The following is a 13,614-nucleotide window of genomic DNA, read 5'->3' on the forward strand; positions in this document are numbered from 1 at the left end:
GTATTGGGGTGATGAGGGCGAGTCTGCTTGCGCAACTGCAATATAAGGCAAGAGAACGGAAGCGTTGCATCGGAAAGGGGCCTGCTGCACGGGCCGCACTCTATCGCGGCTTGAGATCGGAGTTTGAGCCGATTTGTGACATAAAACAGAGAGATAGCATGCTCCTTGCTGGTAAAAACAGCGGACTGCTGCAATTTTGACTAAACGAATCAATGGCAGTTATTTTAGGGTTGACAGCAAAGCTCACGATGCCTATCATCCGCCTCCGTTGCCGGAGATAACTTCGTCAGCGCCGAGGTGAGTTGGGGTTATAGCTCAGCTGGGAGAGCGCTTGCATGGCATGCAAGAGGTCCGCGGTTCGATCCCGCGTAGCTCCACCAAATTCTCCTCGAACAATCTGGAATCAAAGGGGTTATAGCTCAGCTGGGAGAGCGCTTGCATGGCATGCAAGAGGTCCGCGGTTCGATCCCGCGTAGCTCCACCAGGTTCCTGATTGAAATGAAGTACCCAGGGCAGTGCGGTGTGTATCACCCAAGCCGACCTTTGTGGGGTTATAGCTCAGCTGGGAGAGCGCTTGCATGGCATGCAAGAGGTCCGCGGTTCGATCCCGCGTAGCTCCACCACTATTTAGGATGAATGGCCGCCAGAACCATTCATTCAGTACCGAATTTGGGGTTATAGCTCAGCTGGGAGAGCGCTTGCATGGCATGCAAGAGGTCCGCGGTTCGATCCCGCGTAGCTCCACCAAATTCAGAATGACTGCCGGTCATTCACACAAATCGGGGTTATAGCTCAGCTGGGAGAGCGCTTGCATGGCATGCAAGAGGTCCGCGGTTCGATCCCGCGTAGCTCCACCAAATTCTTGTGACAAGAAACAAAAAGGCCACCGCATCGCGGTGGCCTTTTTGTTGTACGAAAATTTTATTTCTCCAGCCGAGCAGTGTTGCCGCAGTGCTACCATATTGCATTCACACGTTCAGGAGGGCTGGTATCAATTATGGCAATTATCTCTAAGCACTATGCGCAGTTGGAAAGCGGCTACCGTGAAAAAGCCCTGAAACTCTATCCCTGGATATGTGGACGCTGCTCTCGGGAGTTCGTGTACTCTAACCTTCGCGAACTGACGGTTCATCACATCGATCACGACCATACCAACAATCCTGAAGATGGCAGTAACTGGGAACTGCTTTGTCTGTACTGTCACGATCATGAGCATTCAAAATACACCGAAGCTTATCAATATGGGTCAACGGTCGTTGCTGGCGAAGATGCCAAAAATGCTGCCGGTGGTGCGACCCACAACCCCTTTGCGGATTTAAAAGCGCGGATGAACAAGAAGTCGTAGAGGGATGGCTGACAGAATGGATTCACAGAGATTGTTGATCCCGAGCTCACGAGTGATGCATCCGTACCCGGATGCGTTAGTCGCGCAGATCCGGATCTGTGCGGGGGCTGGCGGGTGACCGCCATTCCTCCCGCGACCGTTGTACACCATCCGCACCGAGGTGAATTGTGCGGTGCTACAGAGAGTGCCGTCACAGCTGGTCGCCAGCAAGCAGATAAGACTGCACTAGGTCACCGCCTTTGATCATCAGGTCCTGGCCGGTCTTGGCCAAGGCCCACAGCTTACGACCGCCTTTGAGCTAGCCTGCGGTCTCCAGCTCGAAACCACCCACTTCCACCAAATCTTGATAGAAGTGCAGCACCTCATGGGGCTGTACCACGTTGTAGCGCTGTGAGACTACCGACAGGGGGGTATGGTATCGGAACGGTATAGGACTTTGCTGTCGGGGTAGGTGTGCAGGATGGGATTGTCAGGCGAGCCCTGATACAGCACATCGCTTTGCTCGATGCTCCAGTCCATCTTGGCAGCTTGCAGCCAGACATCGAGGGATTGCTGCGGGGGTAAAACATTGCCGAGGCCATGCCAGGGTGTTTGGCCAGTGTAGGCCATGGAATCAATCAAATGAGCCATAGAGATCTCCAATGAAAAAGGGACTGCCGGAGCAGTCCCTGAGGTAGGTTCATGGAGATAAAATATGTCTTGAATTTTATTCATGAAGATTCAGTGTGTGGCCTAAATGACGAATTATGGTTTGAGTAAGTGATACCGCTGTCACTTATTACGATGGGATGTCAAACGCCTTCATTTATGGCTCTTACCGTATTTACATCGATGAGAAGACGTTCATGATTATTCCACCAGTAATAATAAGAACCATGGCCAAGATTGCAGGGAAATCCGGTTTTTGCTTATACAGGATCATTGAACAGATAGTAACTCCGACGATTCCAAACCCACACCATAGCGAGTAGGCAACCCCCACAGGAATCGTACTCATTGCGCGTGTTAGTGCGAAATAACACAGGCTGTAGGCACAAACCACTAATACCGACGGAGCTAGTTTTCTAAATCCATCTGTTTTTTTGATCATTGATGTACCGGTAATTTCAGAGCCAATGGAAAGTGCCAACCACAAAAAACCTAAATTAAACATAAACAACTCCATTTATATTAATTGGCGTTTTTTTCATTTAATGAATTTGTTAACTCAACTGAAGAAATCTCGTTTTCTTCGCTACCCATTTTTGAGAACAGATTCATTATAACAATGCCACTAGCAATAACTGCCATGCCGATAATAGCTGCCGTATCTGGATGCTGTCCGTAAAATGCCATGCCCAAGGTAGACACGACCAAAATACCTGTGCCGGACCAAGTAGCATAAGCCAGTCCAACCGGGATATCTTTTACCGCTCGAGATAGCGAGTAGTAACAGGTGCAATACAGCAACACGAGTAGACCGAGTAGCATCATCTTGGTATTACCTTCACTGCTACCAAACATTTTCAATGTCGACGTTGCTGAGGTTTCTGAAAAAATAACCAACAGCATCCATAACCAGCATTTTGTTTTTGAAGACATAAGTTAAAACTCCGGGTTTGTTATTTAAGGTAAGATTTTTCTTTTCTGTTACTTTTCAAAAAGTCGATTGCTGCATCAGTCAGCTGCGCTTCGGGTACACTGGCAAGCAGCGGATTCATCTCTACATCACTGACAGTGAGATAACGCCGGGCGGTGCTCGTGGTGCTTGCGGGCACTGGAGCTGAATCATCACCCGATGCCAGCTTCTCCAGCAGCTCATTTATGTTGCACAAAGTGACGCCAATCTCACTCAGGTGGGTCAGTGCAATATGCATATGGCCTGCGTAAGCTGAATTTGGTTTCGCCCCCAGCAGCTGGTTCAGTTCGCTAGCCGGATCGCAGTGATACCGCAGCGCGAACACCGGTAATCCAGTCAACAAGGCATCATGCAAGCGCTGGGCAACGGGACTGCGGAGCGTGCCGCTCAGCAGGTCCATCGCCAGCGGATAGTCGAGAAATGGCAGCACCAGTGCGCGATACGGTGTTTGCGGCAGGGCCTGTTGCCAAACGCTGGTCGCCACAGCTTCACCCAGTGGTTTCCACTGCATTGCATCCTCAATGTCTTCCTCCAGCGCAAGATGCAGGCGATGCCCGCATCCAGCCAGGCGGCTTCGAATTGCCTCCCGATAACCCTCGGTGGCTGTAACCATCACCAGCAGTGGCGGCTGCAGGCGCTGGATCATATGTTCGACCAGGCGTTCAATCTGTTCGTCGGTCATGGCGGTTCTCCGTTAACCGATCAGCGTGACTTGTGCGCCGTTTTTCAATCCGGCGGCGTTAGCTTCTTCGGTATCGATATGAAATTCCAAGGCGAAATCATCACGTACCCGCACCAGCACTTCATTGAAAGTCAGCTGGCGCTCGCCGTTGTTGCGCACGCTCACTTTCTGGCCGTTGGTCACATTCAGCTGACGGGCATCTTGCGGCGACATGTGGATATGTCGCCAGGCGCAAATCACCTGAGAACGCAATTCAACGTGGCCTGCCGGACCGATGAGCAGCGCACAGCCCGCATTTTCTAATTGGCCGGATTCACGAACCGGAGCCTTGATGCCAAGGGTGAAGCAATCGGCATGAGAGATTTCCAACTGCGAAGCCGGACGCGTTGGGCCGAGCACGCGAACACGGGTCAGCGAGCCTTTGGGGCCGACCACAGTGACACACTCCTCGGCAGCAAACTGACCCGGCTGGCGTAGCGGTTTTAGCGGCGTCAGGGCGTAACCCCGACCAAACAACGCTTCGACATCCTGCTGGGCCAGATGCACATGCCGGTTCGAGATCCCGACCGGTATCGCCGGAGTGGCCTGACTCAGCCGGGTGGCGATTTTTTGATGTAACTGGAGGTCGATCATGCCTTCCTCCCTCTCCTTGCTGCGGCGTTTTTATCTTCCGCCAGATCCAGTGTGGGCTGCGTGGCCTGCGGGGTGACTGGTTCGGCATCTGTACTGTTTTTCGGTGACAGGGTCGGGGCTGCGCTCGTCTCGGCAGTCATGTCCATGTTGGTGTTTGCTTGTGCGCGCGGCGGTTGGCCTTTGAGATTGCTGAGCGCTGCCACCGCGCTTGGCTCTGGACGGGCAATCACCAATGAATGAACCTGCTTGTCGATCGTGGCTGCAACCGCGACCCCACGCTCGATGGCGGTGTGAATGGCGCTGATCTCCCCTTCAAAGCAGACACTCACCAGCCCCGACCCCACCTTGCGATAGCCAATGCAGTTGACACTTGCAGATTTACAGGCAGCGTCTACGGCCTGAATGGCGGCGACTAATCCTCGCGTTTCAATTACGCCTAAACTTTTCATTTTCGGCTCCTGTTAATGACGGACCAAGCGAATATCAAAATCAAATTTCTTAAAGAACGTCTCCAACCGGTCTAATTCATCCGGGGTGTAAGACGGGTCTTGAGTAATGGGGTATGGCATATCCAGCCGTTCATATTTTTTGCGCCCCAACTGGTGGTATGGCAGCATGTCGATCCGCAGGATGTTTCCACGTTTAGCCAATTTCTGTATGTATTCGATAGCGCCGGTGATGGCGTCCCATGAATCGTTATATCCACGAATGAGCGGCATACGGATAATGACGTTGGCGCCGTAATCGACCAGCCATTCGAGATTGCGTCGAATACCTTCATTGCCGATACCAAGCATCGCTTTATGCTGTTCGCTGTTGATTTGTTTGATATCGAACAGGAAGGTATCGGTGACGGGGGCCAGCTGCTGGTAATTGGCCAGAGTGGTGGTGCCCTGAGTTTCCACGGCGGTATTGAGCATCATCTTCTTGCATTCGCGAAATAACGCGACGGCAAAGTCGGTTTGCAGGCTCATTTCTCCGCCGCCTATGGTGACACCACCGCCGGATGAGATGTAGAAATCGTAGTCCTGCATGATGATTTCCATCAGCTCGCTGACAGTGACATCTTTACCCATTATATCCAGTGCGTTCTGCGTGCAGACCTCTTCGCATTTTCGACAACCGATACAATCTTTATTTCGGTCGACAAAATGTTTAATGACCCCATTCTCCTCGGCCCGGTAATGAACCCCGGCCGGGCAAACGTTAACGCAATCACCGCAGTTAATACACTTGTCGTGTGAGAACATCACCTGAAATTGGCTGTTCAGTCCTTCAGGATTGGCGCACCAGGGGCAGCGAAGATTGCAGCCTTTAAAAAAAACCAGCGTGCGAATACCATCGCCGTCATATATCGAATATTTCTGGATGTTGAATATGCGCCCGGTTAATTCATTGTTTGCGTTCATGCTTGCCTCCATCTCCGGATATGGCAGGCCGCAGTCGCATTATTTGCGACCTGCCATCACGGAGTACTTCCGGTTATTTTTTCAATACAGCGACATCGCTATCAACGTATCGATTAGAACTTCTCAATCACGGTACGACTGATGATCTCGTCCTGCACCTCTTTACACAGCTCGACAAAATAGGCGCTGTAACCTGCGACACGCACGATCAGATCGCGGTATTTCTCTGGGTCCTGCTGCGCTTTTTTCAGCACTTCATTGTCGACATAGCTAAATTGCATCTGGCCGTTACCGAGAATCGAGGCAGTACGCAACAACGTGATCAGGCCGTGACGTCCCTCTTGGGTGTCCAGCAACCCCTTGAGGAACTTGAAGTTGTGCACCATGCCGATGTTCATGGTCTCCACATTCATCTTGCTCACAGACTTGATGACAGCCGTAGGACCTTGTTTATCCGCCCCCTGGGTCGGGCTGATGCCGTCAGAAAGCGGCATCCATGCCAAGCGGCCGTTTGGCGTAGCGTTGGTCAACTGACCAATAGGCGTGTTATTGGAAATAGACAAGGTGCCGTGGCTCATAACCGAGTAAAGCATCTTGTACTTACCGCACTCTTTCTCCGTCCACTCGGTGATATCCAGCGCATACTGGTCAACATAGTTGTCATCATTACCGTATTTCGGTGCATTCAAGCAGTCGCGACGCAACGCTTCATGCCCTTCGAAGTTGACCAACAGTGCATCGCGGACCTGCTCAAGAGTGTACTTTTTGTCTTCAAACACCAGCCTGCGGATGGCGGCCATAGAGTCGACATAGGTTGCAAGGCCAGAGAAGATCAAGCCGGGCCCGTAGTTGATCATCGCGCCACCAGCGGAGACATCTTTCCCACTCTCCATGCAACCTTCCACCATCAGAGACATGAGCGGTTTAGGTGCAACATCACGGTGCACCCGCTGACTGATCACAGTCCCGATTGCCGAGAGGCGCACTATGTGGGCAATCTGCTTTTTCACCGCAGTATCGAATTGCTCAAAGGTATGCAAATCTCGCAGGTCACCGGTATCCAGCCCCTGGTAGCTGTCAAACAGCACCATGCGGCCACGGTTGAGCACAAACTCGATGGCAATCGGCCATTGGGTGTATCCGGTTGAGGTCCACTGATAGATACGCCCCGACTTTTGCGGCTCGACACAACCCATCAGGCAGTAATCGCGGGCGTCTTCAAAATCAAAGCCCTTGCGCAGCATCATCTTGATATGGGAATCATCGAAGTGACAGGCTGGGAAACCCATTCCCGCTTTCACGACATCGACAATTTTCTCCATGTATTTCTGCGGCGACTGGTTATGAATACGACAGCCCAGTGACGGCTGGTAAACCTTCACAAAACGTACGGCATCCATGATGAGGTAGGTCAGGTCGTTACAAGCATCACCACCACTGCGTTTTTGGCCACCCACGGTCAGGTTAATGAACGGCTGATAACCGGCGAAGTATTTCGCCCCCAGCTCGCTCGACATCCACATCAGTTCGGCACATTTGATGATGAACGCCTGCATCATTTCCAACGCGCTATCGTGAGTCAGGCGCCCCTCACGAATATCGGCTTCGAACATCGGGTAGCAATACTGGTCAAGGCGACCGAGCGACAGTCCGGTCTGGTTCTCTTCAATCTCGAATAGTGACTCAACAGTCCAGATACTCTGCAGTGCTTCTTGCAGGGTTTTTGGCGGATTGGCCGGTACATTCTCGTTCACGTCGGCGATGGTCAGCAGCTCGGAGCGGCGCTGAGCATTTTGCTCTTTCGCAGCCAGATCACGGGCATGGGCTGCAATGCGCCGAGCGTAGTTGACCACCCCATCACAGGTTTCGATCGCAGCTTTGTAGTAGTAAATACGGTCGATATCGTCCGGGTTCTCCATGCTCAGCTGGTCGAGATGAGCTTGGGCATCAGTTTTGATACCGTTCATCCCTTTGGTAAACAGCAGAACGTCGTAGCCAGGGCAGGTATCACCGCCACCATTAATCTGGTGATAGGAGAGATCGCTGACGAAGGTCTCACCGCTGAATGCCCAGATACCGGCTTCGCGATATTGCGCTTCGCAGACCTCATCGAGCGAGCGACCTTCCCAGAACGGCACTATCTCTTCACGGATGGTCTTTTTATCCGCTTCACTGATTTCAAAAGGATCTTGCGGACGGGTGCTCATGGTATCGAGTTCATCGTGAACCCAGCGCCAGGCGATATCCGGTGAGAATGCGCCCGCTCGTGGCTTGCCACATGGATGACCGACGATTAGCTCGTCGTCCTGGATCAGGATCGGGGCGGTTTCGCAGGCGTGACGGAAGGCTTTGGCCCGCAGTAAAATGGTCGGCATGCCCGGATTGGCTTTTACGACTTCGGTAAAGGCGAGCGCGCGATAGATAGAGACGCTGGGACGCACGGTCAGATAGCGATTACGCAGGCGTTGCAGACGCGGCGTTAAGCCCTCCATTACCGCCGAACCTTCTGCACTGGCGGCGAACGGTACGGTTGATACTTGCTGCACTCCGCTAAACAGGCGCACTGGCAAATTGAGAGCGCTGAGGTTTTGCTGCGCACTCATGAACATGTCGGAGAGCTCGTTAATTCGCACGTTCTCGAGGCTGGCTCCATGGAGCAAAGCATCAAACATTGGGTAACCGTCGATGGCACAGTTGGCGCGCACTTCGCTTAACTCCGCCAGCTTGAACCACAGACTCTCAACAATTTCATAGGCTTGTTGCCCGCTCAGCATGCCACTGGCCATATCGTGCTGGAGGTAGGGCAGCAGAGCTTTGTCCGCCCCTTCCGGGTTTACCGCGTAGCTGCCGTTATCCAACTGAAGTGCCAGCTGGAACAGATAGAACGCTTGGCATGCCTCTTTAAAGTTACGTGCAGGGTGGGCCGGGACGTGATGTAAAATGGCGGCACTTTCACGCAGTTCGGCCTGACGGAACGGGTTGCTCTCTGCGGCAGCCAGCGTTTCGGCACTGTTGGCCAGGTTTTGCGCCAGCGCCATGAGGGCATCGCAGGCGTAGATGGCGGCACGGCAGCCGTTCACTTCATCCATGCCGCTGCGGCTAACGGCACTGCCCAAGGTACGGGTTTTCTCTTCCAGCTGGTGTTTGATGGCCAACACGCCCTTCTCCACCACCAGCTTGTAATCGGGGGAGTCGATATCGCTATTCAGATTCAGGAACTGGAATGTAGAGGGGCGATGCATGGCGTGTTCGTCGTGGAAGATCGCACCATGCTGTTTACGGGTTTGGTTACCAACAATCAGCTCGTCAGCGCTGATTGCAAGCGGTAACTGGCGCATCAGTTCATAGAAACGGCGCGCCGGTTTTACGGCAGCGGGTATACCCGCGATATCGCTGTCCAGCCCGCTCAGAATCGTTGCGTGTTCTGAGCACAGGGTGCTGGTATGCGTCAGTAAACGTTCAGCCAGCACTTTGACGCGCGGCGTTAAGCTGTAGTGTGCCATGAGGTTCTCCAGTTCTTGTTCTTAGCAATCCAGAGCAGCGCTGCCGCTCCATGCGTGGCGATAGAGTTCGGTTAATGCCTGTGCATCCGGTGTGCGTGGGTTGGTCGCTGTACAGTTGTCGCGCAGCGCCTGGTTGACCATCTCTGCCAGACGCAGGTCAAAGTCGACCGCGACGACATCGGTATCAACAATCCCGGTCGGCATGTTCATTTCATCTTTCAGTGCTTGAATGGCTACCAGCAGGCTGGTAACGCCTTCGCGCGGAGTGTGGGCGGGCAGATCCAGCAGGTGAGCCAGACGGGCATATTTATGAGCAGCCTGGGTATCGCATTGCCCCTGATAATCAGCGTTCCATGCCACTACCTGCGCCATGAGGAGTGCGTTGGCGCGGCCGTGTGGTACGCGGAACACACCGCCCAGGGCATGAGCCAGACTGTGGGTGATACCGAGTGATGCGTTGGTAAATGCCATGCCCGCCATGCATGAGGCGTTGTGCATCTTTTCCCGTGCTAGCAAATCGTGACCGTTTCGCCAGCAGGTGGGCAGGTAGCGAAACACCTGCTGCACAGCCTTCTCGGCCAACGCATCGGAAAAGTCGCTGGCCGCACGAGAGACATAAGCCTCAAGCGCATGGCACAACACGTCCATCCCGGTATCTGCTGTGATGGCAGGCGGCACTGATGCCACCAGCGACGGATCGAGGATGGCGATATCCGGCAGCAGCGACGGGTCTACCAACACCAGCTTCTCGGCGTGGGCTTTCACCACGGAGAAACTGGTGACTTCGGACCCGGTACCGCTGGTGGTCGGGATGGCTACGAAGCAGGGACGCTCGCGACTTAGGTCCGGACGGGTTTGCGCCAGGGCGAAAATAACCGCTTTGGCCGCATCAATCACCGAACCGCCGCCCAGCGCGATCACCAGGTCCGGATAGCAGCTGTCCATGAGCTTCATACCGCGTACCACTGTGGCGATATCTGGATCGGCGACTACATCATCCCAAGTCTGGAAGGCAAGGCCTCGTTGGCGCAGGATCTGCGTCACCCGGTCAGCAAGGCCAAACTTCACCATCATCTTGTCAGTGACCAACAGTACGTTGCTGGCGGGCAACTCGGTCAGAACTGCTAGCGCATCCTGACCAAAGCGGAGCCGAGGTTTCAGCAAAAATTCACTCATTGGGCTATTCACTCCTTAAGCGTCCCGAAACACGTTCTCGACAATGGCGACCACTGACATGGCTTTGTAGCGGTCTCTGTTGAGCGCGAGATACTCTTCGGCCAGTACGATGTCGTGCATGCCTGCACCTACGCTATCAATCGCGACCCAGGAACGGTCCTTCATCGGCTTTTGCTCGTCGTCCAGCTGGGTTATCAACAGCAGGTTGCTGCCGCGTAGCTCATCGCATTTCTGTGTGGCAACGATATGTCCGGTTACCTTTGCGAGAATCATCGTTTTTATCGCCTTATCTCAATGCGTTACTTGCCAAGGCGCTCAAGCACCTGACGGATGACTCGCTCTACGTTCTGCTCGCTGATATCACCCTCAACGCCTGCTGCAACGCAGGCAAAGCGGTCATCGGCAGCCGTATTTACCTGTACCGGAGCAGTGAAACGGGCGTCATCAAGAATGCTGCAGCGCTGGCCCGCAGTCGGGGTGGAAACAGGCTGCGGATCAACTTTGTGATCCGGTGCACGTAGTTCCTCAATAGAGCGAACGCCGTAGCCAACTTTGCGGATGTTGAGCAGATTCATTGGCCCGACGTTATCGGAGCTGGAGCCACCACCAATGGCGCCACAACCAAGCGTCAGCGCCGGTGTGATATTGGTGGTTGCACCAATACCACCTAGGGCGGCAGGGGTGTTGATCAGAATGCGGTTAACCGGTTTTTCAAGGCTAAACTGACGGATCACATCTTGGTTGCGTGTATGGATCACCAGGGTGTGGCCCAGGCCTTCGTTGGTCAGCAGCTCGACCACGCGATGACAGGCTGCGCGCCAGTCCTCTTCCACGTACAGGCCGAGTACCGGGCACAGTTTTTCACGGGAATAGGGGTTTTTATGGGAGACGGTGGTCTGCTCGGCAACCAGCACGCGGGTGCTGGAGGGAACGCTAAAGCCTGCCAGCTGGCTGAGATAGATCGCCGTTTTGCCCACAACTTTAGGATTGATGGTGCCGTTCGGCCGCAGCAGCAAGGCGGCCATTTTGGCAGCCTCGCTTTCGTTCATGAAATAGGCACCCTGAGCGTCCAGTTCACGATGAACGTCGTTGTAAATACAGCGTTCGACGATGATCGACTGTTCGGAGGCACAGATCACACCATTATCGAAGGTTTTGCTGGTGATGATGTCTTTCACCGCCTGATGAATGTCGGCACTGCGCTCGATGAAGGCAGGACCGTTTCCCGGGCCACCGCTGATGGTCGGAGTGCCGGAAGCATAGGCCGCACGCACCATACCTTCACCACCGGTTGCCAGGATCAGTGACACATCCTTGCTGTGCATTAGTTCGGACGTAGCTTCCAAGGTTAGCTCGGTGATCCCGTCGACGATCCCCGCCGGGGCACCGGCGGCTTCAGCTGCGCGTTTAACGATTTCAATCGCCTTCCAGCTACACTGGCGAGCACCTGGATGCGGTGAGAAGATGATGGCGTTGCCAGCTTTCAACGCAATCAGTGTTTTGTAGATCACCGTAGAAGTTGGGTTAGTCGACGGCACCAGCGCGCAGATCACGCCGAGTGGCACACCCACATCCATCACTTTTTTCTCCTGATCGTCATGAATGATACCGACGGTCTTCGTATCTTTGATGGCATCGTAAACGCGCAGCGAAGCAAAACGGTTCTTCAGAACCTTATCTTGCCAGTTGCCAAAACCGGTCTCTTCTGCGGCCATCTTTGCCAGAACTTCGGCGTGACGCGCAGCTTCCTCGGCCACGTTCTTCACGATGGCGTCGATTTTCTGCTGCGAAAAGGTGGCCATAATCACCTGCGCCTTTTTGGCATTGCGCACCAGTTCTCTCGCGTTCTGGCGGGAGAGCAAATCGGTATCGAGTTCAATCATGAAACTATCCTTCATCAGACGTATAAAGTGCGAACGGGGTGTGCCCTGTCAGGTCATGCTTTGTGCTGTGCCGCGATTTTTTCGATGTCATTGTGCGGACGAGCGATGACGCGAGAGGTAACCACTTCGCCAATGCGCTTTGCAGCCTCCACACCGGACTCAACTGCCGCATTGACGGCCCCGACGTCACCTTTCACCATCGCAGTAACCAGACCAGAACCAACGTTCTCATAGCCGATCAGTTCGACGTTGGCGGCTTTGCACATGGCATCGGCCGCTTCAATACAGGCCACCAGACCTTTAGTCTCAATGAGACCAAGCGCTTCTTTCATCATGCTATCTCCCGTTACTCGGCGATTTTGTAGTGAGCGACAATCTTGCTGATGTCGTTGTGTGGACGAGCGATGACCAGCGAGGTCACGACTTCACCGATGCGTTGGGCAGACTCCACGCCTGAATCCACCGCGGCTTTCACTGCCCCGACGTCACCTTTCACCATGGCGGTGACCAGACCGGAGCCGACGTTCTCATAGCCAATCAGTTCGACGTTGGCGGCTTTGCACATGGCATCTGCCGCTTCAATGCAGGCCACCAGACCTTTGGTTTCAATCAAACCTAATGCATCACCCATTTGAGCCCCCCCAGCTTTAAGCTTTGTGTTTAATGACGATTTTGTTGATGTCGTTGTGCGGACGGGCGATGACCAGTGAAGTCACTACTTCACCGATGCGTTGTGCCGACTCCACGCCGGAATCCACCGCAGCTTTCACCGCACCGACATCCCCCTTCACCATGACGGTGACCAGGCCTGAGCCGATGTTTTCATAGCTGATCAACTCAACGTTGGCGGATTTGCACATCGCATCCGCGGCTTCAATGCAGGCCACCAGACCTTTGGTTTCGATAAGCCCCAATGCATCACCCATGGTGATCTCCTCAGAACAGGTTGTGTTGTGTGTTTAAGGAAAACCGTCCGTGTCACAGCGTTTAGCCACGGTTGCGGCGTTCAACGGCCACTATAGGTATTGGTGGTTGCAATGGAATTTAAATCCGCAATGGCTTTAAAATTAGTTTTTTATTCTGAATTTATGATTTCTTAAAGTCACATTTATGTATTTATGCTTTTTTTGATGTTGTGTTCTCACCTTATATAAGGCCGAATTCAGGATCATAAAAAAGTCGACTTCAGATGTTATGAGCTTGTTGATTGATAGGCGCGAAGAGGTAATTTGGCCTAGCCCTAACTGTGGAGGCGCTCATGTTTTTCCGCCGAAGCTAAATGTAAAAACTGAGCACTGTGCTGGCAGAAGTGGGAATGAAGTACGTGACGGCGACAATTGAACAATGGTAATCCCCCCGAAAACC

At 53.4% G+C, this 13,614-nt stretch carries 14 protein-coding genes, 5 tRNA genes and 1 pseudogene; 6 read left to right on the forward strand and 14 right to left on the reverse strand.

Annotation, left to right across the window (positions count from 1 at the left end):
- The first annotated feature begins 304 nt into the window (after window positions 1–304).
- From CF137_RS21740 to yajD, 6 genes are all read left to right on the forward strand, one after another.
- A tRNA-Ala gene (locus CF137_RS21740) sits at window positions 305–380 on the forward strand.
- A gap of 28 nt (window positions 381–408) precedes the next feature.
- Window positions 409–484, forward strand: a tRNA-Ala gene (locus CF137_RS21745).
- A 63-nt stretch (window positions 485–547) separates the two neighbouring features.
- Window positions 548–623, forward strand: a tRNA-Ala gene (locus CF137_RS21750).
- A gap of 48 nt (window positions 624–671) precedes the next feature.
- Window positions 672–747, forward strand: a tRNA-Ala gene (locus CF137_RS21755).
- 34 nt (window positions 748–781) lie between these two features.
- Window positions 782–857, forward strand: a tRNA-Ala gene (locus CF137_RS21760).
- Window positions 858–997: 140 nt separating this feature from the next.
- Complete coding sequence (gene yajD / locus CF137_RS21765) at window positions 998–1,345, forward strand: HNH nuclease YajD (RefSeq protein ID WP_042021689.1); 348 nt, start codon at window positions 998–1,000, stop codon at window positions 1,343–1,345.
- Between the two features lie 138 nt (window positions 1,346–1,483).
- On the opposite strand, the pseudogene CF137_RS21770 reads toward yajD, so the two are convergent.
- From CF137_RS21770 to CF137_RS21835, 14 genes and pseudogenes are all read right to left on the reverse strand, one after another.
- Window positions 1,484–1,975 (reverse strand): annotated as a pseudogene (locus CF137_RS21770) (DUF932 domain-containing protein); the annotation flags it as partial.
- 193 nt (window positions 1,976–2,168) lie between these two features.
- A complete protein-coding gene (locus CF137_RS21775; RefSeq protein ID WP_101324012.1) occupies window positions 2,169–2,498 on the reverse strand; it encodes a DMT family transporter in 330 nt (109 codons plus the stop codon).
- Window positions 2,499–2,515: 17 nt separating this feature from the next.
- Window positions 2,516–2,926: a DMT family transporter gene (locus tag CF137_RS21780; RefSeq protein WP_101324013.1), complete on the reverse strand. Its 411-nt coding sequence runs from the start codon at window positions 2,924–2,926 to the stop codon at window positions 2,516–2,518.
- Between the two features lie 20 nt (window positions 2,927–2,946).
- A complete protein-coding gene (locus CF137_RS21785) occupies window positions 2,947–3,645 on the reverse strand; it encodes a hypothetical protein (RefSeq protein ID WP_101324014.1) in 699 nt (232 codons plus the stop codon).
- Between the two features lie 12 nt (window positions 3,646–3,657).
- Window positions 3,658–4,278 (reverse strand): phosphate propanoyltransferase, encoded by a 621-nt coding sequence (locus CF137_RS21790; RefSeq protein ID WP_101324015.1) that lies wholly within the window; start codon window positions 4,276–4,278, stop codon window positions 3,658–3,660.
- Window positions 4,275–4,727: a BMC domain-containing protein gene (locus CF137_RS22495; RefSeq protein ID WP_101324016.1), complete on the reverse strand. Its 453-nt coding sequence runs from the start codon at window positions 4,725–4,727 to the stop codon at window positions 4,275–4,277. The genes CF137_RS21790 and CF137_RS22495 overlap by 4 nt, the downstream gene beginning before the upstream one ends.
- A 12-nt stretch (window positions 4,728–4,739) precedes the next feature.
- Entirely contained in the window at window positions 4,740–5,687 is a 948-nt protein-coding gene (gene cutD / locus CF137_RS21800; RefSeq protein ID WP_101324017.1) for a choline TMA-lyase-activating enzyme, read from the reverse strand.
- 113 nt (window positions 5,688–5,800) lie between these two features.
- Window positions 5,801–9,190 carry a choline trimethylamine-lyase gene (gene cutC / locus CF137_RS21805; RefSeq protein WP_139721632.1) on the reverse strand — a complete coding sequence of 1,130 codons (3,390 nt, stop codon included), beginning with the start codon at window positions 9,188–9,190 and terminating at the stop codon, window positions 5,801–5,803.
- A 21-nt stretch (window positions 9,191–9,211) separates the two neighbouring features.
- Window positions 9,212–10,366 (reverse strand): 1-propanol dehydrogenase PduQ, encoded by a 1,155-nt coding sequence (locus CF137_RS21810; protein WP_139721635.1) that lies wholly within the window; start codon window positions 10,364–10,366, stop codon window positions 9,212–9,214.
- Window positions 10,367–10,381: 15 nt separating this feature from the next.
- A complete protein-coding gene (locus CF137_RS21815; RefSeq protein ID WP_101324020.1) occupies window positions 10,382–10,639 on the reverse strand; it encodes a EutN/CcmL family microcompartment protein in 258 nt (85 codons plus the stop codon).
- A 26-nt stretch (window positions 10,640–10,665) separates the two neighbouring features.
- Window positions 10,666–12,249, reverse strand: a complete 1,584-nt coding sequence (locus tag CF137_RS21820) for an acetaldehyde dehydrogenase (acetylating) (RefSeq protein ID WP_139721637.1) — start codon at window positions 12,247–12,249, stop codon at window positions 10,666–10,668.
- A 53-nt stretch (window positions 12,250–12,302) separates the two neighbouring features.
- Window positions 12,303–12,584, reverse strand: coding sequence for a BMC domain-containing protein (locus CF137_RS21825; RefSeq protein WP_429086761.1), 282 nt, complete (start codon window positions 12,582–12,584; stop codon window positions 12,303–12,305).
- Between the two features lie 11 nt (window positions 12,585–12,595).
- A complete protein-coding gene (locus tag CF137_RS21830; RefSeq protein ID WP_011705244.1) occupies window positions 12,596–12,880 on the reverse strand; it encodes a BMC domain-containing protein in 285 nt (94 codons plus the stop codon).
- Window positions 12,881–12,896: 16 nt separating this feature from the next.
- Window positions 12,897–13,175, reverse strand: coding sequence for a BMC domain-containing protein (locus CF137_RS21835; protein ID WP_010634659.1), 279 nt, complete (start codon window positions 13,173–13,175; stop codon window positions 12,897–12,899).
- Window positions 13,176–13,614: the final 439 nt, after the last annotated feature.

Origin of the sequence: Aeromonas sobria, from assembly GCF_006243315.1 — a bacterium.
GTDB classification, from domain to species: Bacteria; Pseudomonadota; Gammaproteobacteria; order Enterobacterales; family Aeromonadaceae; genus Aeromonas; species Aeromonas sobria_A.